The sequence below is a fragment of the Deltaproteobacteria bacterium genome (assembly GCA_016875395.1).
Lineage (GTDB): Bacteria > Myxococcota_A > UBA9160 > UBA9160 > UBA6930 > VGRF01.
Genome location: VGRF01000033.1, coordinates 15,200 through 36,833 on the forward strand (window position 1 = coordinate 15,200; position 21,634 = coordinate 36,833).

The following is a 21,634-nucleotide window of genomic DNA, read 5'->3' on the forward strand; positions in this document are numbered from 1 at the left end:
GCCGGGCCGAAATGTCTCAGCGCGCATGCCTCGCGACGAACTCGGCGGCGTGCTTCACGGCCCACGCGGCTTCCGGGCAGAAGCCGTGCAGGCCCACGAACCCGTGGATCATGCCCGGCCAGATCTCGAGCGTGACCGCGACGCCATCGCGGCCCGCGCGCGCAGCGAGGCGCACGCCGTCGTCGCGCACGCTGTCGATCTGCCCGTACTGCAGCAGCAGCGGCGGCAGGCCGCGCAGGTCCGCGTGAATCGGCGACACGTGCGGATGGCGCGCGTCGCCGTGGGGGCCGAGGTAGTCGCGCCAGCGCTCGCGCATCCACTCGGCGTTCACGAACACGTCCTCGGCCACGGGATTCGTCGCCGAGTCCCCTGATACCTCGGCGTCGAGCCAGCCGCCGAGCGAGACGGCGCACGCGGGCAGCGGTGCACCGAGGTCGCGCAGCTTCACGAGCGTCGTCACGACGAAGCCGCCGCCGCACGAGTCGCCGAGCAGCGCGATGCGCTCCGGCGCGATGCCGCTCGCGACCAGCCCCTGATGACTCGCGACGCAGTCGTCGAGCGCCGCGGGGAAACGGTGCTCGGGTGCGAGGCGGTAGTCGACGACGAACGCGCGCGCACCGGTCGCGCGCACGAACCACGCGGCGTAGAACGTGTACTCGGCTGCCGTGCACGAGACGAGCGCGCCGCCGTGGAGGAACAGGAGCACCGGCTCGTCGTCGCGATGTCGCTTCGTCTTCAGCGAGACCCACACGCCGCCGACTCCGCCATAGCTCGCGGGCTCGACCGCGATGTCCGGTCCCGGATCGTGTCCGTGCGCTGGCTTGAACTTCGCGCGCACGACTTCGTGCGAGTCGCCGGGAACCGCGATGCCCTTGGGAAAGTTCGCGAGCGCCGCCCTGAACTCCGCGCTCGGAACTGCCCGCTTCATCTCACGCCGTCCCACACCGCGCGCGACTTCGCGGCTGGATCGCGCAGCACGCCGACGCGATCGCCGAGCTCCATCACCGAGCGCTCTCCGCCATAACAAGGCCACGCGCCGGTTGCGCCGCACGCGGGGTCGCCCGTCTTCACGAACGCCGTCCACGCGGCGTGCATCACGCGCGCAAGCGCGTCGGGCCGCTCGCCGGGCCCGAGCATCGCGTCAACACCGGGCCGATCGAGCGTGTTGAACGCGAACGGAATCTCGAGCGCGTGCGTCGCGCCGAGCCGTCCGCCGAACGCGCGCGACTTCCACGTGAACAGGTACTTCCACGTGCGCCCGCCGCTCGCTTGGTGCGCCTCCGCGAGGCGCACCGCGGGAATGCGGAACACGTGATCCGTCGACATCGCGAGCGCGAGCTCGCGCGGCGAAGCGGCGGGATGATCCGCGCGATACGCCGCGAGCGCGCGCTCCGCGTCGGCGAAGTAGCGGCCCGCGAAGCGCGAGAGCTTCGCGTCGTCGACTTCCGGCACGCCGAACAGCGTCATCTCGTCCGCGTTCGTGCCGACCAGCACGTTCACGCCGCGCGCGTCGCCCGCGCGCACCGCGTCGAGAGGCGCGCGCGGGATCGCTGCGCCGTCGATCACGGGCATGAACGGCATGCCGCCGATGCCTGCCGCGTCCGCGATCACGCGCTCGCGCGAGAGCTTCTCCACCTCGGTCTGCGCGGCGAGGATGCGCTCCGGCGATGCCGCGAGCATCTCGGTGATCGAGCCTGCGCCGAGCGCGCGCGCGAAGTGCTCCGCGACGACCGCGCCGGCCGCCTTGTCGCTCACGTGCTGCGCGGCGCCGCTCTGCGGGATCGCGCCGCGGAAGAGCCCGCCCGCACCGGCGACTCCGAGCAGAATGCCCACGCTCATGCCGCCCGCGGATTCGCCCGCGATCGTGACGCGCGCGGGATCGCCGCCGAAGAACGCGATGTTGTCTCGCACCCAGCGCAGCGCGGCGAGCTGGTCCTGAATGCCGAGGGAGCCGCTCGTTCCATAATCACTGCCGCCGATCGCTTCGAGCTGCGCGAAGCCGAGCGCGCCGAGGCGGTAGTTGATCGAGACGACGACCACGCCGTCTCGCGCGAACGAGCTGCCGTCGTACCAAGGGATCGCGCCCTGCCCGCTGCGGAAGCCGCCGCCGTGGATCCACACCAGCACGGGCCGCCGCGCGTCGTCGCACGCGGGCGTCGTCACGTTGAGGGTGAGGCACCCGGCTTCGTCCCAGCGCACGTTGGGGTTGCCGACGAGGCCGTCACCGGGGGGCTGCGGCGCGGCCGGGCCGAAACGCGTTGCGTCGCGGACTCCACTCCAGCGATCGGGCGCTTCGGGCGGCCGGAAGCGCCGCTCGCCCACTGGCGGCGCCGCGTACGGGATCCCCGCGAACAGCAGCACACCGTTCTTCTCGCGACCGCGAACTTCACCCGAGCGCGTGTTGGCTTGCGTCATGCGCGCGAGGGTGCAGCGCTCACATGCGCCCCGCCATCGAGGCCTTGAAGCGCTCCAGCCAGTGCTTGTTCGGATTCGTCGCGCGCGTCTCCGCGATGCGCTCGGTGTCCCACAGCTTCGAGAACGTGAAAGCGCGCGGACACTGCGCGTAGGCCTCGTCCACCTCGATGAGCAGGCCCTGCAGGATCTTCGTGTTGTCGTCGCTTGCGAACACCTCGGGCGAGATCCCTGATAACCGTCCGTCCGTCTTCTCGACGACCGACTCGCGGCCGTTCACGCGCACGCTCCAGTCGCAGCCCGGGATGAAGAACAGCAGCGCCGCCTTCGCGTTCGTCTCGAGGTTCTCGTAGGACTGAAAGAGGTTGTTGCCCGCGACGTCCGGCAACAGCAAGCGCCTCTCGTCGAGCACCTTCACGAAGCCGGGCAGGCCGCCCTTCGGCGAGGCGTCGCAGTTGCCGCGCGCGTCCGCGGTCGAGAGCACTGCGAACGGCGCCGCTGCCACGAACTCACGGATCATCTCGTTCATCACGGGAAAGATCTTCTTCACGACGAGCGGGATCGGTTCGCCGAACTTTTCTTGTGCGCGGTTCACGAATGCCTCCGAGTAGGCCCCATCTTATGATGCCTGCGGCGCTGGCAGCAGGCGCTGCCGGCGGACCCTCGGAGTGCGCCGATCGCGCATCCCGGGTCGGTCTCCTAGCGTGCGCGCCTTCGGGGAGTCGCCATGCCTGCGTCGATCGAAGACCGCCTCGCGCTGCAAGAGCTCGCCGCCCGTTACGCGCGCGCCGTCGACCGCCGCGACTTCGTCGGCTTCTCCGCGCTGTTCACGCGGGACGGCGTGCTGTGCGGCCCTGGCTACTCGATGCGCGCGCACGGCGAGATCGAGAAGGGCATACGCCTGATCGAGCAGTACGAATCGACGCACCACTGCGTCCATCAACAACTCGTCGACGTGCGCGGCGAATCCGCCAGCGGCGAGACCTACTGCGTCGCGCGCCACGTCTACGAGAAAAAGGGCGTGAAGCGCAAGCTCGACATGGGAATCCGCTACCAGGACGAGTACCGACGAGAACAGGGGACGTGGCTGTTCGCTCGCCGTGAGCTCGTGCTCGACTGGACGCAGGATCTTCCACTGCTCGCATGAGACGCGAAGCGAAACCTCAAAACAACCGCACCAACACCTGACGACGAAACGCGGGCTCGATGTCTGCAGCAAGCCGCGAGCGCCCAAGCAGGGACGTGCTTGATGCGTGGCGCGGCGCGCAGCGAGCCGGAGTCCGCGGAGGCGAGCGAAGCACAAGGAAGAACGAGGCGAGGCAAGCCACAGTCGCCGGCACAAGGAGACGCACCGTGACCATCCGAACCGCCGTTGGCCTCTACGGCCTCGAGAACGTACTCGGCGGCGACTTCCGCAGAGTCACCGAGATCGTGAAGAGAGCCGACGCCGAAGGCATCGGCCAAGTCGTGATGACGGACCACGTCGTCATGGGCACGCGCACCGATCGCTACCCGTACGGCCCGTTCCCGAGCCCGCCCGAGTACCCGTGGTTCGAGCCGATCGTCGCGATGTCGGTGTTCGCGGGCGTGACGACTCGCGTGCGGCTCTCGATGAGCGTGCTGATCGCGCCGCTGCGCCCCGCGGTGCTGCTCGCGAAGCAGGCAGCCACGCTCGATCTGCTCTCGAACGGGCGCCTCGATCTCGGCGTCGGCACGGGCTGGCAGCGCGAGGAGTACGACGCGTCCGGCATTCCCTTCGAAGGCCGCGGCGTGCGGCTCGCGGAGCAGATGCGCGCCTGCCGCGACTTGTGGACGAACGCGCCCGGCACTTATCAGGGTGAGACGGTCGACGTGCGCGGCCTGTACTCGAAGCCGTTCCCCGTCCAGCCCGGCGGCCCGCCGCTCTGGTTCGGGCTCGCGCCGACCGAGATCAACTGCAAGCGAATCGCCGAGCTCGGCGTGGGCTGGATCCCGATCGTGCAGGATCCCGCCGCGATCGCGGAAGGCGTGAAGTCGCTGCGCGCCGCGTTCTCGCGCGCCGGCCGCGACCCGAGCGAGCTGCAGGTGCGCGCCCACGTCCCGCCGCGCCCGAACACCGCGGCCCGGCTCGACCTCGAGGCCACGCTCGCCGCCGGCCTCGAGCCCGCGCTCGCCGCAGGCGTGACGGTGATCGAGATCCTGCCGTTCCTGTTCGCACGCAACGAGAGCGAGATCAACGCGGTGGTGGAGCGGGTGGCGAGGCTGGGGCGGTAAAACTCAACCCACTGCAAGCTTCTCGAGCGGAATCGACTCCTCCTTCACGCCATCGGGATCGCGGAAGCTGATTGTTGCCAGCTTTGCGGCGGCGTCGAGAGACAGGACGACTCCAACGCTTCCAGCCGCCCGCTGGTCGTGATCCGCAATGAGTCGCACCAGGCGACCGGGAATCAGGGCGGCGCCGTCGACGAGCGGCACTTTCTTTGCGGTCACGCCAGAAATGCGTTCGACGTACTCCCTGACCATCAGTAGGAACGGTTCGGACGAAAACCCAGCGCCGAACGCGAGCACGACAGTCGCCGTCGCCGAGGCCGGCTCGACAATCGAGAACGCGACGACGGCGATGATCGGCGCGGCGAGCAGCTGAATCAGCTGGAACAAGAGGAAGTCGCGCGCTTGATTCGGCGTGAGCTTCGTAGGTTCCCCCGATGCCGGTGCGTACCCATCCTCAGAGCGGAACTGGATCTCTGGGAGCTTCCTAAGCAAGCCGATCGAGCCGCCGAGCATGGCGATCAATACGAAGTACAAAGGAACGACCACGCCGCCTGAGATCGGGTGGACATGAGATTGCGCGCAGCTCTCGCTGCCACATGCTCGGGGGATGGGCCCCGACCGCCCGTTTTGGTCGTCCTCAGCGGCCGGCGCCAGCCGAACGTCGACCGCGATCCCCGGCGCCAGAATCCAACCCCCGACGCTCACGACCCACTGCGGCTCGAGCACACCGCATGGCGCGCCGAGGCCGCGCACGTCGGTTTGCGAGTCGTCTTCGCCTTCCGCGTAGTCGCAGCCGATCAGAATCGCGATCGGCTCCCACGCCCATGGGTCGTGCGACCCGTTGTGAACACGCGAGCTCTCCTGTCGATCGTCGTCCCTCCCGTTGGGCGACGACTCATTCCCGGAAACCCCGGCCGGAGGATCTTGCGCCACGTTCTCGTCCGCTGCGGTCGTCTCGGCGGCCTCATCCGAAGCGATGTCGGGCACCTCTGCCGGGAGTGCTGCGTCTGCCTCCGCCTCGGCCGCCCTCGAATCTCGACCGACCTGCCCACCGATCGGTGTCGTGGCGCCGCAATTCTCGACGAAACACAGGCTGCGCGAGCCGAGAGGACCCACGTCCGGCAGGAACATGAGAACCGCGGGCATCACGAATGCGATCAAACCGTAGGTGTAAGCCGTGCGGAAAAGGGGCGGGAACGTCTTCTCGTTCGCCTTGATCGATCCCGACACGCCCGACTGGATCGGGCGCGTGAACAGCAGGATCGTTCCGAGCAGCGCGACTGCGAAGCCAATGCCCTGAACGATGCTTCGCTGTTCTTGTGTCTCGCCCGCAAGTCCGATCGCGGCGGCTGCGAGGCCCGACGCAACGAGGTTCCCTGCGTTGTCGACGAAAGCGCTCGACCACTTGGAACCACCCGGCTTGGAGCCTTCGGACGGAGGCAACTCGGGCATGGCGCATCTCCCGCGACGGACCTTCCCACGCCGTCAAGAGAGAACGCTGTGAACTCGTTCACTCGCCGCCCGGCTCATAACAACCCCGCCCGCTTCACCTCCAGGTACGCGTTCACCATCGCGATGCCGAGCTTCTCGGGCTCGGTGTCGAGGCGCACGGCGCTGCGGCGCGGCAGGCTGTCGAGCGCGCGGCGGCGCTCGCTGCGGTACGCGTGGATCGAGGCGACGCGCAGCGCGTCGTCGAGCGTCTCGATCGGCGCGCGCAGCGCGTCGCTCATCGCGCTCTCGCTGAGGCTCGCGAGCAGCACGAAGTGGCGGCGCGAGAGCAGCTCGAGCGCAGGCGCGAGCTCGTGCGCGTCTTCGTCGCGGATGTTCGAGACGACGACGACGAGCGCGCGCTTGGTGAGCCGCGCCGCGAGCGTACGCGCAGCCTCGAGGAAGTCGGACGCGCGCGGGCTCGTGTCGAGGTCGACCAGCGCGGCGAGCAGCGCGTTCACCTGCGCCACGCCCTTGCGCGGCGCGAGCCAGCGCGCGGGGCCGCTGAACGTCATCAGGCCCACGGCGTCGCCCTGCTTCGTCGCGACGTGGCTCGCGAGCAGCACGGCGTCGACGGCGGCGTCGAAGTGCGAGCGCCCGCCGTCGACGGCGCGCAGCCGCTGGCTGCAATCGAGCAGGAACACGACGCGCTGGTCGCGTTCGTCTTGGTACTCGCGCGAGATGGGCTTGGTCGTGCGCGCGGTCGCCTTCCAGTCGATCTGGCGCAGCGCGTCGCCGGCGCGGTACTCGCGCAGCTGGTGGAAGTCGAGGCCATCGCCGCGGCGCGGGCGCTTCTTCACGCCGAGCTGTGCCGTGCGCGTCTCGGCGGCGAGCAGCTGGTAGCGCGCGATCGCGCGCACGTTCGGGTAGACGCGGATGCGCTGCGCCGCGGCGATGCGCACGCGGCGCTCGAACAGGCGCAGCGGCGAAGCGAGGCGCAGCTCGATCGGCCCGAACTCGTGGGGCCCGCGCACTTCCGGCCGCATGCGGTACTCGAGCTCGGCGCGCTGCTTGGGCGGCACGCGCAGCGCGAGCGGCACGCCCTGCACCTCCGCGCGCGGCGGGTGGTGATCGTGCACGCGCCCGGCGAGCGAGAGGCGCCCCGCGTTCTCGACGTGCAGCTTCACGCGCGTCCACTCCGCGCGCGAGATCGCGAGGGACACTTCGCGCGTGGCCGTCGGCTTCGCTGCGAAGAGCGCGAGCGCAGCGTCCGCGGCGAGCGCGACCCCGAGCGCTGCGCCTGACAGCTGCCACGCGAGCGCGAGGCGCGGCTCGAACGCGGCGGCGAGGCCGACGGCCAGCCACGCGCCGCCGAGCGCGAGCGCGCTGCGCGAGGGGACGATCACGTGCGCGGAGCCGGGACGTCGGCGAGCACCGCGTCGATCAGCTGGTCGACGCTGCGCGCCTCGAGCTCGGCCTCGGGCGCGAGATGGATGCGGTGGCGCAGCACGGCGTGAGCGCATGCCTTGACGTCATCGGGCACGACGAACGTGCGTCTCTCGAGCAGCGCCGTCGCGCGCGCCACGCGGATCAGCGCGATCGCTCCGCGCGGACCCGCGCCGATCGCGGCGCCGGCGGCATCGCGCGTCGCTCGCGCGATGCGCACCGCGTACTCGCGCACGCGCTCGTCCACCACGAGCGAAGCGGCCACGCGCTGAAGCGCGAGGACGTCCTCGGGCGTCGCGACGACTTGCACGGCATCCAGCGGCAGCGCGTCGCCGACGCGCCCCTCCGTGACGTGGCGCGTGAGCTCCACCTCGTCCGCTTCGCTCGGGTACGCGATGCGCACCTTCATCAGGAAGCGGTCGAGCTGCGCCTCGGGCAGCGGATACGTCCCCTCCATCTCGATCGGGTTCTGCGTCGCGATCGTCATGAACGGATCGGGCACGCGCAGCGACTCGCCCTCGATCGTCACCTGCCGCTCCTGCATCACCTCGAGCAGCGCGGCCTGAGTCTTCGCGGGCGCGCGGTTGATCTCGTCGGCCAATAACAAGTTCGTGAAGACGGGGCCTTTGCGCAGCTTCATCGTGCCGCTCGGCGCGTCGTAGAGCACGTGGCCCACCACGTCGGCCGGCATCAGGTCGGGCGTGAACTGCACGCGCGCGGTGTGGCCGCCGAAGCTGCGCGTGAGCGCGCGCGCCACGAGGGTCTTGCCGACGCCGGGCACGCCTTCGAGCAGCACGTGCCCCGCAGCGATCAGGCTCGCGAGGATCATGTCCACCGCTTCGCGCTGGCCGACCACCGCCTTCGCGATCTCCGCGCGAATCCGCGCCGCCAACTCTGCAGCCTGAGCATTCTCCACGTGAGATTCTCCTAACGAGCGTTGATTCAGAGCACGGCGCGAATTCGCGCGAGCGCGCGCACCGCCGCTACGTAGAGCCGCACTGCGACGGCAGTGCCGTCCAGTGCGTGCGCCACCTCGGCTTCCGGCAGCCCACTCGCCTTCGCGAGCCACGCGTTGCGCTCGCGCTCGGGCAAGCGCGCGAGGCCCGGCCTGTGCAGCGCGAGCTCGCGCCGCAGCGCATCGCGCAGACCCGCGAGCAGCCCCTGCGCGCGGTCGTGCCGCCAGTGGAAGGCGCCGGCGGCTTCCAGGTGCTCGAGCCAGCTGCGCCGTGCGAGGTCGGGCTCGGGCAGCACCGGACCGAAGCGCACGAGCGAGCGCCACAGCCATGCGGCGATCAGCGCGGCGAGCGCGATCAGCGCAGGCGTGCCGTGCTCCGTGAGCAGCTCCCAGAACGTGGGCCACTCGGTGGACGTGAAGATGAGCACCGGCGCGAGCTCGTCGCGGCCGTGCCGCAGCCAGCGCACGACGAACTCGGCGTTCTGCACGTTGCCGATCGTGTCGTTCACGAGCGGCTCGTCGCTTGTTATGGCGCTGATCACGCCGTCGCCGTGCTCGACCTCGACCAGATGCGCGCCGCGCTTGCCGGCCACGACCCACGTGGCGACCTCGGAGGTGTCCTCCCACCAGAAGACCGAGTGGAACTCGACTTCGAGCGGCTCGTCGCCGTCCTCGACCGTCACCCACACCGACTCGCGCGCGCCTGGCAACCACCTCCCCTGGAGCACGTCGTCGACACTCGTGGGAACGGCGCGGGGCGGCGTCGCCTCGCCTGCGTCCGACGCCTCCGCGTCGCCCTCGCCCTCGACGGCGGAACGCGCGATCGCTTCGGCGTTGTCCTGCGCGAGCTCCTCCTGCGGCGCCACCCGCTGGCGCAGCCCGAAGCGATCGAGGATCGCGTCGGGGCGGCCGCTCTCGATCTCTTCTTCATCGCCAGCGCTCGCCGGCGGCTTCCACACGGTGTACGTGACGACCACGAGGTGACCGCCGCGTTCGACCCAGTCCAGCAGCTGCTGGCTGCGCTCCGCGCCGAGCGTCGACCGGTTGTGCGCGAAGAACACCGTCGCAGGCGGCTCAGGCAAGCGGTCGAGTGCGCTGAGATCCTCCGCGACCGATACGCCGTGTCCCATGCGCTCGAGCAGGCGGCCGAGCGCGAGATAGTTGTTGCGGCGCGCTTCGGCCGAAGCGGGCGCGCGGGAGGTCACCTCGCGCTGCTCGAAGCAGGCGAAGAAGCCGGCGGTACAGAGCGCGACGAGGACGCCCACGATCGCGGCGCGCTGCAAGAGCGACTGGTTCACGCGCGCACCTCGAAGGCGCGGAAGTCTTCGCAGAGCGCGCCGAACTCGGCGGCCGCGGGCGCGCTGTGCCCATAGCGCGCGCGCACCCAAGCACCGGTAAGCGCCCCGAACGCGCCCGCGATGCCGTCCGTCTCCATGCGCCGGACAGCGCGCAGACACTCGTTCTCGGTCGCGCTCTCGGGAATCTCGAGCGCGCCGCGCTTCGCGAGGCGCACGAGCGCGCCGCGATAGAGCAAGCTGAGCGCGAGCGTCGCGTCGCCTCGTTCCCAAGCCGCGCGCGCCGCTGCGACGACGTCTTCGGGCAGCGACTCGGGGCGCAGATCGAGGCCCATCAGCGTGACGGGCATGCGCTCGGCCCGCGGCGCGCGCGAGAGGTCGAAGCGCTTGCCGCGCAGCGCGAAGAGGATCGCGACGACGGCCACCACCAGCCCGCCATAGAGGAGCACGCGCGCGAACTGCACGAAGAAGTCGACGAGGCTCGCGAGCCACGAGGGATCGTCCTGGGGCGCATCCGGCTCGGACTCCTTCGGCATCCAGCGCAGCTCGGTTCGCTCGGATCCGAAGTCGGGGTCGCGCAGCACGTCGGCGATGCAATCGCCGGCCGACGCCGCCTCGCTCGGGACACAGTCGCTCGCCCGCGCCGGCGACGCCGAAGCGTTGAGCAGTGCGAGCGCGAGCGCCGCCGCGATGCCGACGCGCGCCGCCGGCTTCGCCGCTCGCGCCGCGAGGCGGCGGAAGGCAAGCTCGATCTCCCAGCCCTCGAGGAAGATGCGGCGATTCACGTACAGCGCGAAGCCGCCCGCCACGAGCAGCGGCTCACACACGCTGATGCCCACGAGATAGAGCGCCGGCACGACTCGCGGAATCGCTTCGTCGCCGAACACCATCTCCATCGGATCCCAGCCCGTCTCCGGCGGCGCGAAGAGCCAGGCAAGCGAGAGCAGTCCCAGCCCGATCATTCCGTTCAGGTGCGCGACGACGGTGGTGAGCGCGAGCGCGCCGCCGCTGTCGCCGCGCGCGAGGATGCGCGAGCGCTCGCGCCGCGCGGTGCCGCGCAGGCCTTCGAGCTGAAGAACGGGTTGGAGGAACGTGCGCGCCGTCGCGAAGCGGCCGAGCGTGAGCGCGTGCAGGAGACCCGTCGCGAGCAGGAGGCGCGGCAGCGCGCGCGCAGTAGCGGCGACGGACGCGCGCTCGCCGAACAGCTCGCGCGAGAGCACGTCGAGGGGAATGCGCGCGAACGCTGGCCGCAGAAACCAGAGCGCGAGCACGGCCCAGCCGGGCTCGTCCCCTAACAACCAAACCACCGCGCAGCCCATCGGCAGCGCGAGCGCGAACCAAGTCGCGGCGAGCGGGCGCCACCACGCGCGCGCCATCGCGAAGCCGAGGTCGAGCGCCTCGAGCCCGCTGCGAATGCGCAGTGCGACGCGCGCTCCCGTCGCGGCGCTCACGCGCGCCTCCAGCGCCGGCCGCCGAGCGCGAGCCACACGATCACGAGCAGCCACAGCCCCGCGCCGACCGCGTAACGCACCTGCGCGGGAATCACGGGCTGCCCCGACCAGAGCGCCTCGATCACCGCGGCGATCACGGTGATCGCGATCGTCCCGTAAAGGATGGGCACCGAGCGCAGCGTGGCGGCGCGCAGCATCGCTCCGCGCGAGCGCGGCCCAGTCACGAGCAGCGCGAGGCCCATGCGCATCCCAGCGACGCCCGAGAGCACCACGGCCGTGAGCTCGAACGAGCCGTGCCCGATCACGAAGGGGTAGAAGGTCTCGCCGTAGCCGACGTTCGAGATGTGGCCGGCGACTGCGCCGATCAAGACACCGTTGATGCCGATGATGAAGAGGCTGCCGATGCCGAACAGGATTCCACCGGCGAAGGTGCGGAAGTCGACGCCGACGTTGTTGCCGACGTAGAAGAAGAACATCCCCACGCCTTCCGCGGCGCCGCGCGGCTCGTCGAAGTGATCCGAAGCGGGGTCGTACATCGCCTCGAAACTCGCGACCTGCGCTTCGTCGACGATCGAGTAGACGAGATCCGGCTTGCTTCGCACGCCGAGGAACGTGGCCGCGAAGGAGCCGTAGAAGAACACGCTGAGGAGCAGTGCGAGGCGCCACTCGCGGCGTACTGCGCGCGGAAAGCGGCGCAGGAATAAATCGAGGAAACCGCCCTGCGCGAGGCCGGCGCCGTAGAGCACTTGATGCCCGCGCAGCGCGAGCGCGTTCAGGCGCTGCACGAGCGCGGCGTCGAAGCGGCGGTCGCGCGCGAGCACGAGGTCCTGGCACAACACGCGATACAGGCGCGGGAAGTCTGCGACGACTTTGCGCAGCGCGATCGAGGCGAGCGCGCGCTCGAAGCGCTCCCACTCGGCCGCACGCGCGCGCTCGAACGCCTCCTGCCTCACCGCGCGCGCCCCGCGCCGCGCAGGTGGGCGGCCACCGCCTCGAGCTGCGGAGTCGCGGGCGCACCCGCGCGCAGGAGCGGCGTCGCGAGGGCCGCCAGCTCTTCTCGGCGCGCCGCCGAGAACGCCGCACTGCGCGCGCCGAACGCGAGCACCGCGGCCTGCTCGTCGAGCGCGAGCGGGAGCGCGGGCGGCGCGGGGTCGCTCGCGGCAGTGCGCGGCTGCGGCTGTGCCTTCGCCTCTGTGTAGATCACGAGCGTGCCGGCGGCGTGATCGCCGAGCCGCCGGAAGCCGCGCGAGGCGAGCATCGACGCGAGCGCGAACATGTACGTGCCGGGCAGCATGTCCGCGAACAGCAGCAGGTTGCGCAGCAGCGAGGCCCCCCAGCGAATGCGCGTGCCATCGGCGTGCACCACGCGAATGCCGACCATGCGCTTGCCGAGCGTCTGCCCGTCGCCGAGCAGCTCGAACGCGACGGGGTAGATCACCTCGCCGAGCGCGAAGATCATGAAGATGAGGCCGCCGGCCGCCGCGCCGAACCCAATTCCGATGGGGATCGCCGCGACGGTGTAGAAGACCGAGCGAACGAAGATGTCCGCCGCGAACGCGAGCGCGCGCGCAGGCAAGCCGGCCACGCGCAGCGACAGCTCGACGCCTTCGGGAGTCTCGACGTGGTGCAGCGTGTCGAGCGCCGGCTGCGATTCGTTCACGCGCTGGCCGCTGCCTCGCGGCCGAAGATCTGGCGGTAGGCGGAGGCGAACATCAGGTAGCCGACGACGATCGCGGGGATCATGCCGACGAGGAGCGCCAGAGCGCCGGCGAACATCACGACCGTCGACAGGAGCTGCAGCCCCACGAGCTTCCACATGACGGGACCCGTGCGCTCCCACGAGAGTGAGAAGGCCTCGCCCACCGGGAGCTCGCGATCGGCCATCAGGAACATCGCGGGAAGCGTGCGCGCGGTGACGAGAAAGCTCACGAGTATCCCGAGCGCGTAGCCACCGATCATGCCGGGCACAGACTCGGCGGCAGTCGCGATGAGGTAGGGAATCTGCCCGACCATGCTCGCCACGAACACGACCAGCCACCATGCGAGGCTGCCGGCGAGCGCGACTCCGTAGCGGCTGAAGCCCGCGAACAGATCGCCAATCGCGGCGCCGCCGTCGTACATGCGCACGAAGAAGCGGAACGCGCCCCAGGACAGCACCGGCAGCGCGAGCACGATGCCGATGATCGAGATCATCGAGCCGGCCGACGCGAGCACGAAGAGCAGGCCGGCGCCGAGCCAGAGCGGAAAGTTCGCCCACGTGCGCGCCCACGCCTCCGACAAGCAGCGCCCGATGTCGAAGTCGCCCGTGCCCAGGTCGCCGTCGTGGCCCGACCCGAGATCAGCCCGCGGCGGCGCGTAGAGGTTCTCGCTCATGACGTCCTCCTCGCGGCGATCCTATCAGGGTGAGTGAGTGCCGCGGCGCACAAAGCTCTCAGACACTCACTGCGCGCCGCGCGAGGAGCGCATCCCCTGCCGCGTGATCCGTGAGGCGCGCCGCGAGCTCGTCCACGGGATGCTCGGCGAAAGTGCGAGCGAGCCCGGCAGTCGATGGAGACGAGCGCGGCGGCGCGGCTTGCGACCTGTGCAAGCGCGCCCACGTAGTCGCGAATCGCGATCGCCTTCGGGCGATGCCCGTCCGCCACGAGCGCCTCGCTGATCGCGCGGCCTGCGAAGTACGAGCCGCCGAGCACGAGGACTCGGGACGCGGGGGACCTAATCACTCAGCACTCTCGCGAGGAATGGCAAGCTCACGTCCATGCGGTAGTCGACGTCGCTGTGGTCGTCGTCGAACTCCTCGTAGCGGTGGCGAATGCCGTGCTCCGCGAGGCGACGCGACAGGATGCGCGTGCCGTAGTGGATGTGGAACTGATCGCGCCAGCCGCAGTCGATGTAGATGCCGCGCAGCGACTTCAGCGCGCGCGCGTGCTTCGCGACGAGGTTCACCGGGTCGTGCGTGCGCCAGCGTGCCCAGTTCGCGGCGATGAGCTCTCCGCTCTCGAGGTTGAACGGGAGCCGGAAGCCGAGCGGCGCGCGCGGATCGGGGTCGTAGCTCGCCGCCATGCACACGTTCATGATCGCCATGCTCTCGGCGTGCGAGAGCTTCGGCTTCTTCCACACCGCCGCGAGGAAGCGCTTCACGCGCCCGTCGTCGAAGCCGCGCTGGAGGCCCCGCGCGCTCGCGCGCTTCGCCGCGTCGTAGGCGCCGGGCTTCTGCTTCTGCGGGCGGTGCTTGGCGAGCTCGTTCAAGGTGTTAGGCCAATCTGCCCAGTACACGAAGTCGAAGTACGCATCGCCCGAGTGATTCGCGAGCGCGCCCCAGGTCTCGGGGTACTTCATGCCGTGAATGATCGAGCCGTAACCGCCGCTCGACTTGCCGAAGCAGCCGCGGTGGTCGCGCGACGCGAGCGTGCGGAACTCGCGATCGACGAACGGCACGATCTCGCGCGTGAGGTAGTCCGCGTAGCGGCCGATCGCGGAGGAGTTCACGTACTGGTTGCCGCCGAGCGCGCTGAAGCAATCCGGCAGCACGAGGATCACGGGCGGCATCTTGCGCTCAGTGATCAGCCGCGCCGCGCGCTCGCCGAGGTTCTCGCTGAACGGCTTCCAGTTGAGGTGCGACATGCCAGAGCCCGTGAAGCCGACGAGGTCGTAGAGCACGGGGAAGCGGCGGCCGGCGGCGCCGTCGTACTGCGGCGGCAGCCACACCGCGAGCTTGCGCACGTGCGGATCGCCGAGCGCGTTGCCCTTCAGCGCGCGCGAGACGTGCTCGAGCACGACGACGGTGCCTTCGGACTTGGGTGCGTGTTTGCGTGCCATCGCGTTGCCTCCTCCGGCGCGCGCGGATTCTGCGCTACTCCGCGTGCGTGACCCAGACACTTTCTCGCGCGGAGTTCCGGGCGCGCTACGGACCGTGGGCGCTCGTCGCGGGCGCCTCGGAAGGCTTCGGCGCGGCGTGGGCTCGCGAGCTCGCCGCGCGCGGCTGCGACGTCGTGCTGGTCGCGCGCCGCGAAGAGCAGCTCGCCGCGCTCGCGCGCGAAATCGAGCTCACGCACGGCGTCGCAACGCACGCAGTCGTCGCGGACCTCGCTTCGCACGACATCGCAGGTGCGCTCGCGCGCGCAGTCGGCGCGCGGGAGATCGGCCTGCTCGTCTACAACGCCGCGCAGCCGAGCCCCGGCGCGTTCGCGGCGCAACGCGCGGAGGATCTCTCCCGCGCACTCGACGTGAACTGCCGCGCGCCGCTGCTGCTCGCGCACCACTTCGGTGCGCAGATGCTCGCGCGGAGGCGCGGTGGCGTGATCCTGATGACTTCGCTGTCGGGCGTTGCAGGCTCGAGCTGGGTCGCGACCTACGCAGCCACGAAGGCCTTCGACTGGGTGCTCGCCGAGGGCCTTCACCACGAGTGGAAGCCGCACGGCGTCGACGTGCTCGCCGCCGTCGCCGGCCTCACCGATACGCCGCACGCCCGCTCAACCGGCGTGCAGGTCGACGCGATGCCCGCGATGCGGCCCGAGGACGCAGTGCGCGACCTGTTGGGCGCGCTCGGCACCGCGCCCTACGCCGTCGCCGGCGACGCCAACCGCGCCGCGCTCACGATGCTCGAATCGCTCCCTCGCTCCCAGCGCAGCGCCGGCCTCTCCACCTCGACGCTCTCTCTCTACGCGGATGCGCCCAAGCGCGCGTAGGCGAACACGCCCAACTGCCCGGCGCACCTCGCTCGCGGGCGACTACGACCTCGCGATCGCGGACGGCGGCAGCTGCACCGGCTCGGCGATACTCGAGTACGACGAGGCGCCGAGCGGAACCGAGCTGCCGATGCCGGCAGGCGTCGCGGCGAGCGCCACGATCGTGGCCCAGGAGAAGATGCCGCTCGGCACGGACGTCGTGCTCAGCGTCACTCCGCCCTAACAACAGCCGCCTCACTCCATCAGCGCTTCTTCCGCTGCCTCCGCAATCTCGGTATCGCTCGACTCGGCGAGGCGTTCGAGCGCATCGCGCGCGGGGCGCTCGTCGAACCACGAGAGCTGGTCGATCGCGGCGAGCACGACGCGCTTGTCGGAGTCCTCGGTCGCCGCGACCAGCGCGTCGACGGCGCGCGGCTCCTCGCTGTCGCCGAGTGCGACCACCGCCGCTTCGCGCACCGCCGGGTCCGCGTCTTCGCGCGCGCGGCGCATCAGCTCCTCGAGCCCAGCGCCCTCCGCGTCCAGGTCGAGCACTTCGTTCACGCGCTGCTCGGACTCGCTGAGCTCAGGCCGCGGTTCCGCACCCGCAACGGGCGCATACGCGTCCGGCACTTCGCTCGCGCTCGGAGCAGCGGCCTCCGCTCGCGCAGCAGGCGCCGAAGCGGATTCCGGCGCCGCCGCTTCGTCGTCACCGCACGCGAGGGCCGCGAGTGCCGCGCCGCAAGCGAGCGCTCGTAACCACTGCGCTCGCGCGCTCATCGCGCGCACTCCTGCGCGCGCAGGAGGCGCCCTGGCAGCGCGCCGGTCGGCGCATCGTTCTGCGCCACGATCTCACCCGCGACGATCGTCGCCTCGTAGCCGCGCGCGCCCTGCAGGAAGCGCGCGCCGCCGGCGGGAAGGTCGTGCTCCATGCGCGGCGGCAGCAGCTCGAGATTGGCGAGGTCGATCAAGTTGAGGTCGGCCTTCTTGCCGGGCGCAATCACGCCGCGGTCGCCGATCCCATAGAGATCGGCGGTGTCCTGCGTCATGCGCTTCACCACGAGCTCGAGCGGCAGTCGCGGCCCGCGCACGCGGCCCTTCACCCAGTGCGTGAGCATGAACGTCTGAATGCTCGCGTCGCAGATGATCCCGCAGTGCGCGCCGCCGTCGCCGAGGCCGAGCGCCGCGCGCGGGTGAAGCACCATCTCGCGAATCGGGTCGCACGAGAGCCCCGCGTAGTTGAGCACCGGCATGAGTAACAACTCGCGCCCATCGTTCTCGAGCAGCTTGTCGTACAGGAACTCCTCGGGCTCGCGGCCGACGCGCTTCGCGAGCGCCTCGATCGAATCCTCGTAGCTCGGCTCGTAGTTCGGCGGCGTCCCGATCGGGAAGGTGCGGCCATACTGCGTCGCGAGCATCGAAGGCTGCGCGGGATTCGCTTCGGCGAGGATGCGCCGCTTGATCTCGGGATCGCGCAGCTTGCGAACGCGCTCCTCGAACGGGAGCCCGAGCAGCGCCACGAACGTCGGCCGGTCGTTGAACGGATGGATCTTCGTCTGGTGGCCGATCATCAGCCCGAACGGGCGGCCGGCGACCTGCGGATAGATCTGCGCGCCTTCCTCGAGCGCCGCGACCGAGAGCTCGAACTGCTCGCGCCACAAGTCGGGCGCCGCGTTCACCTGCAGCAGCGTGAACGTCACCGGACGGCGGATCTCGCGCGAGAGGCGGCGCATCCAGTCAATCTCGCGCTTCGGCGCCGCGATGTCCTCGCCGGCCGCGCCGGCACCCGCGAGCTCGAAGATGCCGCGGCCGAGCTCGCCGAGGACGCGGCCGATGCCGAACAGCTCGTCCTCGGCTGCGAAGGTGCCCGGCACCGGCTTTCCGTCGATCGCGCGGTGGGCGATGGTGCGCGACATCGAGAAACCGAACGCCCCGGCAGTCAGACCCTCCTTAACAAGTGCTGCCATCGCCGCGATGTCTGCGGGCGTGGCGGGTTGGTTCTTCGCACCGCGCTCGCCCATCACGTAGGCGCGCACCGCGCCGTGCGGCACCTGCGTGCCCACGTCCATCGTCCAGCGCCGCTTCGCGAGCGCATCGAGGTACTGCGGGAACGTCTCCCACTCCCACGCGATGCCCTCGTGCAGCGCCGTGCCGGGGATGTCCTCGACGCCTTCCATGAGGCGAATCAAGAAGTCGTGCTGATCCGGCCGCACCGGCGCAAAGCCGACGCCGCAGTTGCCCATCACCACCGTGGTCACGCCGTGCTGGCTCGAGGGCGCGAGCTGCGCGTCCCACGTGACCTGCCCGTCGTAGTGCGTGTGGATGTCGACGAAGCCGGGCGTGACGGTGAGGCCGTCGGCGTCGAGTGTGCGCCGCGCGCTGCCGAGGGCGCGGCCGACCTCGACGATGCGACCGCCGGCGATCGCGACATCCGCGGTGCGCGCCGGCGCGCCCGTCCCATCGACCACCGTGCCGCCGCGAATCAAGAGATCGAAGGCCATCGCGCGCTCCTCCTGCGAAGCGCGCGCAGCTTAGGCGCGTGCGCTGGCCGCCGCGCCAGGAGAGGCGCGCCGATTCGGGCGAGCCCGAACGGCTGAGACGATTCGGCCCGGCCGGAATGTCTTACCCGCTCCCAACCCCCCGCCCTGGCAGTGATTTTCTCTCGCTCCGCGCCTCATCTCGCGCTGCATCCGGATGCAGGGATGCTCTGTGCACGAGGCCCCGTTGGTGCTCGCAGCTCGCTGGCCAAGCTCGCGGAAGCACGGTGACATCGGCTGCGACCCGGACTCGCGGCGCTACCTTGCTTTCCCTTCACCCCATCCCGAGCTCGAGGCAACGCCATGAACCGCATTCGCGCCGCGCGGCAAGCGCGCGGGTGGACCCAAGCCGATCTCGCAACGCGCGCGCGTGTGTCGGCGCGCACGATTCACGCGGTCGAGAAAGGTGAGGACTGCCGGCAAGCGACGAAGCGGCGAATTCTGATCGCGCTCGGCGTGCCTTGGGATGAGCGGTACGACTACTTCCCGCGCATGCAGAGCGTCAGGCCCATCGCAGCGCCGCGAATCGCGGAGCGCGAGAGCGCTTAACGCGAAAGCTCGAGGCCCGTAGCGCGCGGCGCGCTCCTCACTCGAGCTCGACGCCGACTCCTGCCGGCTGCTCGAAACCGCCGCTCACCTCGCCCGGCCGCGAGTGCACGACTTTGCAGAAGAGCCGCGCGCGAGTGGGCGACAGCTCGTGCTCGACCCGGCGACCGCAGCACGCGGTGAAGGGCCGACGTGCACAGTGCTTCACGCTGCGCGGCCGGAGGCTCGGCACCCACGACCACGCCGATTCGACAGTTTGCTCGCGTTCCGCAGCTTTCCCTTGCAGCGGACCGCTCGCCGTAACGAACCTGCGCGAAGACGACTTCGAAGGAGCAGCCGTGACTCGCGCTGCAATCGCCTGCGCACTTGCCTTGAGCCTGGCTTCGCAAGCGCTTGCGGCCGGCGATCGGAGCGCCGCGGGCGTGCGCGAGGCGCTGAGCGTCGCGACCGAACGCGCGGTCGCCGCCGCCTCGAAGCCCGGCGGTTTCCTCGACAACCCGCTGATCCACATCAAGCCGCCGAAGACCGTGCGCAAGATCGGCAAGGCGCTGCACACGATCGGCATGGGCCAGCAGGTCGACGAGCTGGAGGTGGGGATGAACCGCGCCGCGGAGCGCGCTTCGAAGGAAGCGAAGCCTGTCTTCGTCGACGCGATCAAGGGCATGACGCTCGAAGATGCGCTCGGCATCGTGCGCGGCGGCGACACCGCTGCGACCGACTACTTCCGCACCGCGACGGAGGAGAAGCTGCGCGCGCGCTTCAAGCCGATCGTCGCGACGTCGCTCTCGCACGTCGGGGCGCGCAATCAGTACAACGCGCTCGTCGAGCGCTATCGCGCGCTGCCACTCGCCGAGCCCACGACGCTCGACCTCGACGACTACACGACGAAGAAGACGCTCGACGGCTCTTCACGCTGCTCGCCGACGAGGAGCGCAAGATCCGCAAGGATCCGCTGAAGCGCACGACACGGTTGTTGCGGAGCGTGTTCGGGCGGTGAAAGTACGCGCGCTCTTGCTCGCGGTGGCTGCGCTGCTCGCGCTCGCGAGCGCACCCTGAACCACCCGCGGCGCTCGAAGCTCGCGTGGGTACACTGCGCGCCGCTCGCGCCGGTAGCTCAGCTGGATAGAGCACCAGGCTTCGAACCTGGGGGTCGGGGGTTCGAGCCCCTCCCGGCGCGCCATGCAACCTCGGCGAGATTGTTGGGGATTTCGTCGCTACGGCCTTCGGTCTCCCGGATGTTCTCAGCGCGGGGGGCCGTCTGGGGCCGTCCAGGAGCGCCGAAATCGAGGAAGCCGAGGTCGTGCTCCTCGTCTCCGAGTGCGTGTGCATAGACCCTGAGCGTCAACGCGGGGTCAGCGTGACCGAGCACGTCGGCGACCCAGCGCACGCTTTTCCCGGCGCGCAGCGCGAGCGTTGCCCACGTGTGGCGCGTGCAATGCAGCTTGAGGGCGCGCACGAAGCGCCCGCGCTTCTGGCAGTGGCGCAGAAGGCGATACCACGAGCGTTCAACGTTCCGGGGCTCCAATGCGCCGCCGACCTCGGAACAGAACACCCACGCGGGAACCTCACCCTTCCAGCGGGCGAGTGCTTCGCTCTTGCGAGTCGCGAGCACGTCGAAGAGTTGCTCCGCGAGCGCGTGCGTCATCGGGACCTTCCGCGCGCGACCGCTCTTCGGCGTCGTCACACCTTCCTTCGTTACTGCACGCCGTACCGTGAGCGTACGCGCTTCGAGGTTGACGTCCGCCCACTGCAGGCCGAGCGCCTCACCGCGGCGCATGCCCGTCGCAAAGAGCAGCGCGAGCAGGGGCGCAAATCGCGGGTCCGTCTCGCGGGCTGTTTCGAGCAGCGTCGCCACTTCGTCGCGACTCCACGTCTCGACCTCCTCGGTTTCGACCGCGGAGGCTTGGTGCACTCGTCGCAGCATCTCACCCATGCCAGAGGCGGGGTTGCGTTGAAGCTGGCCTTCTCGCACGAGGAGCGTGAGCACACGGCGAAGAATCGAGAGATCATTGCGAACGGTACGCGGATGGCGTCCCGCTTCGACCTTCGCGCTGACGTAGGCCATCAGATCAGCCTCGCGAAGTTCGCGAAGATCCTTGGACCCAAAGAACGGGATCAGATGCCTCTTTAGGATCCCCTCGGCGAGTTCGCGCGTGGACGGTTTGAGCGTCGCCTCGTACGCCGTCAACCACGACCGCAAGGCTTCGTCAGTCGGAAGAGGCTTCTCCGCGCCGCGTGGGCGGAACGTGCCCAGCGCAAGTGCCGCATTAATCTTCTCGGCGATCTTCTCCGCGCGAGCGTTGTCTTTCTTCGCCGACCCGACACGCTTCTTCGTCCGCTTACCGTCGTAGTGCGTGAAAACCCACCACGCGCCGCGTTCGAACTTCACCTTCGCAGCCATCGCTATCTCCTCGCGCTTCCTCGAAGCAGCCGACGCACGGCTTCGCGAATCAGTGCCGCGGCGGGAACTTGAACACGCTCCGAAAGCGTTCGCAGCGCGTCCAGGTCCCTTCGCGGGATGTCGAACGTGAAACGCACGGCATCGTCGAGTTCGGGCGGTCTCCCGGCACCCTCCCGCGCTCCGCCCCAGGTCCCCTTCCGCTTCGCCGCCACGCCCGGAGCATACGCCCATTCGATTCGAATATCCATGAAT

The 21,634-nt window shown here is 70.1% G+C and carries 21 protein-coding genes, 1 tRNA gene and 2 pseudogenes; 6 read left to right on the top strand and 18 right to left on the bottom strand.

From position 1 onward, the window contains the following. Positions 1-16: 16 nt before the first annotated feature. From FJ091_19220 to FJ091_19230, 3 genes are read right to left on the bottom strand one after another with little or no spacing between them, the layout of a single operon-like run. The gene (locus FJ091_19220; protein MBM4385491.1) at positions 17-928 is read right to left on the bottom strand and encodes an alpha/beta hydrolase; all 912 of its coding nucleotides are present in this window, start codon (positions 926-928) and stop codon (positions 17-19) included. Then, the gene (locus FJ091_19225) at positions 925-2,415 is read right to left on the bottom strand and encodes a carboxylesterase/lipase family protein (protein MBM4385492.1); all 1,491 of its coding nucleotides are present in this window, start codon (positions 2,413-2,415) and stop codon (positions 925-927) included. Before FJ091_19225 ends, FJ091_19220 begins: the two co-directional genes overlap by 4 nt. 19 nt (positions 2,416-2,434) lie before the next feature. Further along, positions 2,435-3,007: a pyridoxamine 5'-phosphate oxidase family protein gene (locus FJ091_19230; protein ID MBM4385493.1), complete on the bottom strand. Its 573-nt coding sequence runs from the start codon at positions 3,005-3,007 to the stop codon at positions 2,435-2,437. 132 nt (positions 3,008-3,139) lie between these two features. Here FJ091_19230 and FJ091_19235 point away from each other — a divergent pair, with 132 nt between their 5' ends. Together FJ091_19235 and FJ091_19240 are read left to right on the top strand one after the other, a co-directional pair. Continuing rightward, positions 3,140-3,559, top strand: coding sequence for a nuclear transport factor 2 family protein (locus tag FJ091_19235; protein ID MBM4385494.1), 420 nt, complete (start codon positions 3,140-3,142; stop codon positions 3,557-3,559). A gap of 206 nt (positions 3,560-3,765) precedes the next feature. Next, the gene (locus FJ091_19240; protein ID MBM4385495.1) at positions 3,766-4,665 is read left to right on the top strand and encodes a TIGR03619 family F420-dependent LLM class oxidoreductase; all 900 of its coding nucleotides are present in this window, start codon (positions 3,766-3,768) and stop codon (positions 4,663-4,665) included. A gap of 3 nt (positions 4,666-4,668) precedes the next feature. Here the strand turns inward: FJ091_19240 and FJ091_19245 are convergent, their stop codons facing one another. From FJ091_19245 to FJ091_19285, 9 genes are all read right to left on the bottom strand, one after another. Further along, positions 4,669-6,114 (bottom strand): hypothetical protein, encoded by a 1,446-nt coding sequence (locus FJ091_19245; GenBank protein ID MBM4385496.1) that lies wholly within the window; start codon positions 6,112-6,114, stop codon positions 4,669-4,671. A 74-nt stretch (positions 6,115-6,188) separates the two neighbouring features. Then, a complete protein-coding gene (locus FJ091_19250) occupies positions 6,189-7,496 on the bottom strand; it encodes a DUF58 domain-containing protein (protein ID MBM4385497.1) in 1,308 nt (435 codons plus the stop codon). Beyond that, positions 7,493-8,365 carry an AAA family ATPase gene (locus tag FJ091_19255; protein ID MBM4385498.1) on the bottom strand — a complete coding sequence of 291 codons (873 nt, stop codon included), beginning with the start codon at positions 8,363-8,365 and terminating at the stop codon, positions 7,493-7,495. Before FJ091_19255 ends, FJ091_19250 begins: the two co-directional genes overlap by 4 nt. A 113-nt stretch (positions 8,366-8,478) precedes the next feature. Beyond that, on the bottom strand, positions 8,479-9,789 hold the full coding sequence (locus tag FJ091_19260; GenBank protein ID MBM4385499.1) for a DUF4350 domain-containing protein: 1,311 nt from the start codon (positions 9,787-9,789) through the stop codon (positions 8,479-8,481). Continuing rightward, positions 9,786-11,237 (bottom strand): DUF4129 domain-containing protein, encoded by a 1,452-nt coding sequence (locus tag FJ091_19265; GenBank protein ID MBM4385500.1) that lies wholly within the window; start codon positions 11,235-11,237, stop codon positions 9,786-9,788. Before FJ091_19265 ends, FJ091_19260 begins: the two co-directional genes overlap by 4 nt. Further along, positions 11,234-12,190, bottom strand: coding sequence for a stage II sporulation protein M (locus tag FJ091_19270; GenBank protein MBM4385501.1), 957 nt, complete (start codon positions 12,188-12,190; stop codon positions 11,234-11,236). Before FJ091_19270 ends, FJ091_19265 begins: the two co-directional genes overlap by 4 nt. After that, the gene (locus FJ091_19275; GenBank protein MBM4385502.1) at positions 12,187-12,897 is read right to left on the bottom strand and encodes an RDD family protein; all 711 of its coding nucleotides are present in this window, start codon (positions 12,895-12,897) and stop codon (positions 12,187-12,189) included. The genes FJ091_19270 and FJ091_19275 overlap by 4 nt, the downstream gene beginning before the upstream one ends. After that, entirely contained in the window at positions 12,894-13,610 is a 717-nt protein-coding gene (locus FJ091_19280; GenBank protein ID MBM4385503.1) for a hypothetical protein, read from the bottom strand. Before FJ091_19280 ends, FJ091_19275 begins: the two co-directional genes overlap by 4 nt. A 339-nt stretch (positions 13,611-13,949) precedes the next feature. Then, positions 13,950-15,053, bottom strand: a complete 1,104-nt coding sequence (locus FJ091_19285) for an enterochelin esterase (protein MBM4385504.1) — start codon at positions 15,051-15,053, stop codon at positions 13,950-13,952. A 47-nt stretch (positions 15,054-15,100) separates the two neighbouring features. Here FJ091_19285 and FJ091_19290 point away from each other — a divergent pair, with 47 nt between their 5' ends. After that, on the top strand, positions 15,101-15,922 hold the full coding sequence (locus FJ091_19290) for an SDR family NAD(P)-dependent oxidoreductase (GenBank protein MBM4385505.1): 822 nt from the start codon (positions 15,101-15,103) through the stop codon (positions 15,920-15,922). A gap of 42 nt (positions 15,923-15,964) precedes the next feature. On the opposite strand, the gene FJ091_19295 is transcribed toward FJ091_19290, so the two are convergent. Genes FJ091_19295 through FJ091_19305 form a run of 3 tightly spaced genes read right to left on the bottom strand, consistent with a single transcriptional unit; the run spans position 15,965 to position 18,399 of the window. Then, positions 15,965-16,135, bottom strand: coding sequence for a hypothetical protein (locus tag FJ091_19295; protein MBM4385506.1), 171 nt, complete (start codon positions 16,133-16,135; stop codon positions 15,965-15,967). A gap of 21 nt (positions 16,136-16,156) precedes the next feature. Then, the gene (locus FJ091_19300) at positions 16,157-16,678 is read right to left on the bottom strand and encodes a HEAT repeat domain-containing protein (GenBank protein ID MBM4385507.1); all 522 of its coding nucleotides are present in this window, start codon (positions 16,676-16,678) and stop codon (positions 16,157-16,159) included. Beyond that, a complete protein-coding gene (locus FJ091_19305) occupies positions 16,675-18,399 on the bottom strand; it encodes an amidohydrolase family protein (protein MBM4385508.1) in 1,725 nt (574 codons plus the stop codon). The genes FJ091_19300 and FJ091_19305 overlap by 4 nt, the downstream gene beginning before the upstream one ends. A gap of 339 nt (positions 18,400-18,738) precedes the next feature. On the opposite strand from FJ091_19305, the gene FJ091_19310 reads away from it, so the two are divergent. The 3 genes from FJ091_19310 (at position 18,739) to FJ091_19320 (ending at position 20,161) form a co-directional block, all read left to right on the top strand. Next, the gene (locus FJ091_19310; GenBank protein MBM4385509.1) at positions 18,739-18,984 is read left to right on the top strand and encodes a helix-turn-helix transcriptional regulator; all 246 of its coding nucleotides are present in this window, start codon (positions 18,739-18,741) and stop codon (positions 18,982-18,984) included. A gap of 419 nt (positions 18,985-19,403) precedes the next feature. Next, entirely contained in the window at positions 19,404-19,937 is a 534-nt protein-coding gene (locus FJ091_19315; protein ID MBM4385510.1) for a DUF4197 domain-containing protein, read from the top strand. 147 nt (positions 19,938-20,084) lie between these two features. Beyond that, a tRNA-Arg gene (locus tag FJ091_19320) sits at positions 20,085-20,161 on the top strand. Between the two features lie 138 nt (positions 20,162-20,299). Here FJ091_19320 and FJ091_19325 read toward each other — a convergent pair. The 3 genes and pseudogenes from FJ091_19325 to FJ091_19335 form a co-directional block, all read right to left on the bottom strand. Beyond that, positions 20,300-21,046, bottom strand: a pseudogene (locus FJ091_19325) (site-specific integrase). Beyond that, positions 21,032-21,382 (bottom strand): annotated as a pseudogene (locus FJ091_19330) (hypothetical protein). Before FJ091_19330 ends, FJ091_19325 begins: the two co-directional pseudogenes overlap by 15 nt. A gap of 2 nt (positions 21,383-21,384) precedes the next feature. Beyond that, positions 21,385-21,630, bottom strand: a complete 246-nt coding sequence (locus FJ091_19335; protein ID MBM4385511.1) for a ribbon-helix-helix domain-containing protein — start codon at positions 21,628-21,630, stop codon at positions 21,385-21,387. Positions 21,631-21,634: the final 4 nt, after the last annotated feature.

Bases quoted from the DNA above. Each gene is read 5' to 3' on its own strand.
- FJ091_19220 (MBM4385491.1), bottom strand. From the start codon at position 928: ATGAAGCGGGCAGTTCCGAGCGCGGAGTTCAGGGCGGCGCTCGCGAAC.
- FJ091_19225 (MBM4385492.1), bottom strand. From the start codon at position 2,415: ATGACGCAAGCCAACACGCGCTCGGGTGAAGTTCGCGGTCGCGAGAAG.
- FJ091_19235 (MBM4385494.1), top strand. From the start codon at position 3,140: ATGCCTGCGTCGATCGAAGACCGCCTCGCGCTGCAAGAGCTCGCCGCC.
- FJ091_19245 (MBM4385496.1), bottom strand. From the start codon at position 6,114: ATGCCCGAGTTGCCTCCGTCCGAAGGCTCCAAGCCGGGTGGTTCCAAG.
- FJ091_19255 (MBM4385498.1), bottom strand. From the start codon at position 8,365: ATGATCCTCGCGAGCCTGATCGCTGCGGGGCACGTGCTGCTCGAAGGC.
- FJ091_19280 (MBM4385503.1), bottom strand. From the start codon at position 13,610: ATGAGCGAGAACCTCTACGCGCCGCCGCGGGCTGATCTCGGGTCGGGC.
- FJ091_19285 (MBM4385504.1), bottom strand. From the start codon at position 15,053: ATGGCACGCAAACACGCACCCAAGTCCGAAGGCACCGTCGTCGTGCTC.
- FJ091_19300 (MBM4385507.1), bottom strand. From the start codon at position 16,678: ATGAGCGCGCGAGCGCAGTGGTTACGAGCGCTCGCTTGCGGCGCGGCA.
- FJ091_19305 (MBM4385508.1), bottom strand. From the start codon at position 18,399: ATGGCCTTCGATCTCTTGATTCGCGGCGGCACGGTGGTCGATGGGACG.
- FJ091_19310 (MBM4385509.1), top strand. From the start codon at position 18,739: ATGAACCGCATTCGCGCCGCGCGGCAAGCGCGCGGGTGGACCCAAGCC.
- FJ091_19335 (MBM4385511.1), bottom strand. From the start codon at position 21,630: ATGGATATTCGAATCGAATGGGCGTATGCTCCGGGCGTGGCGGCGAAG.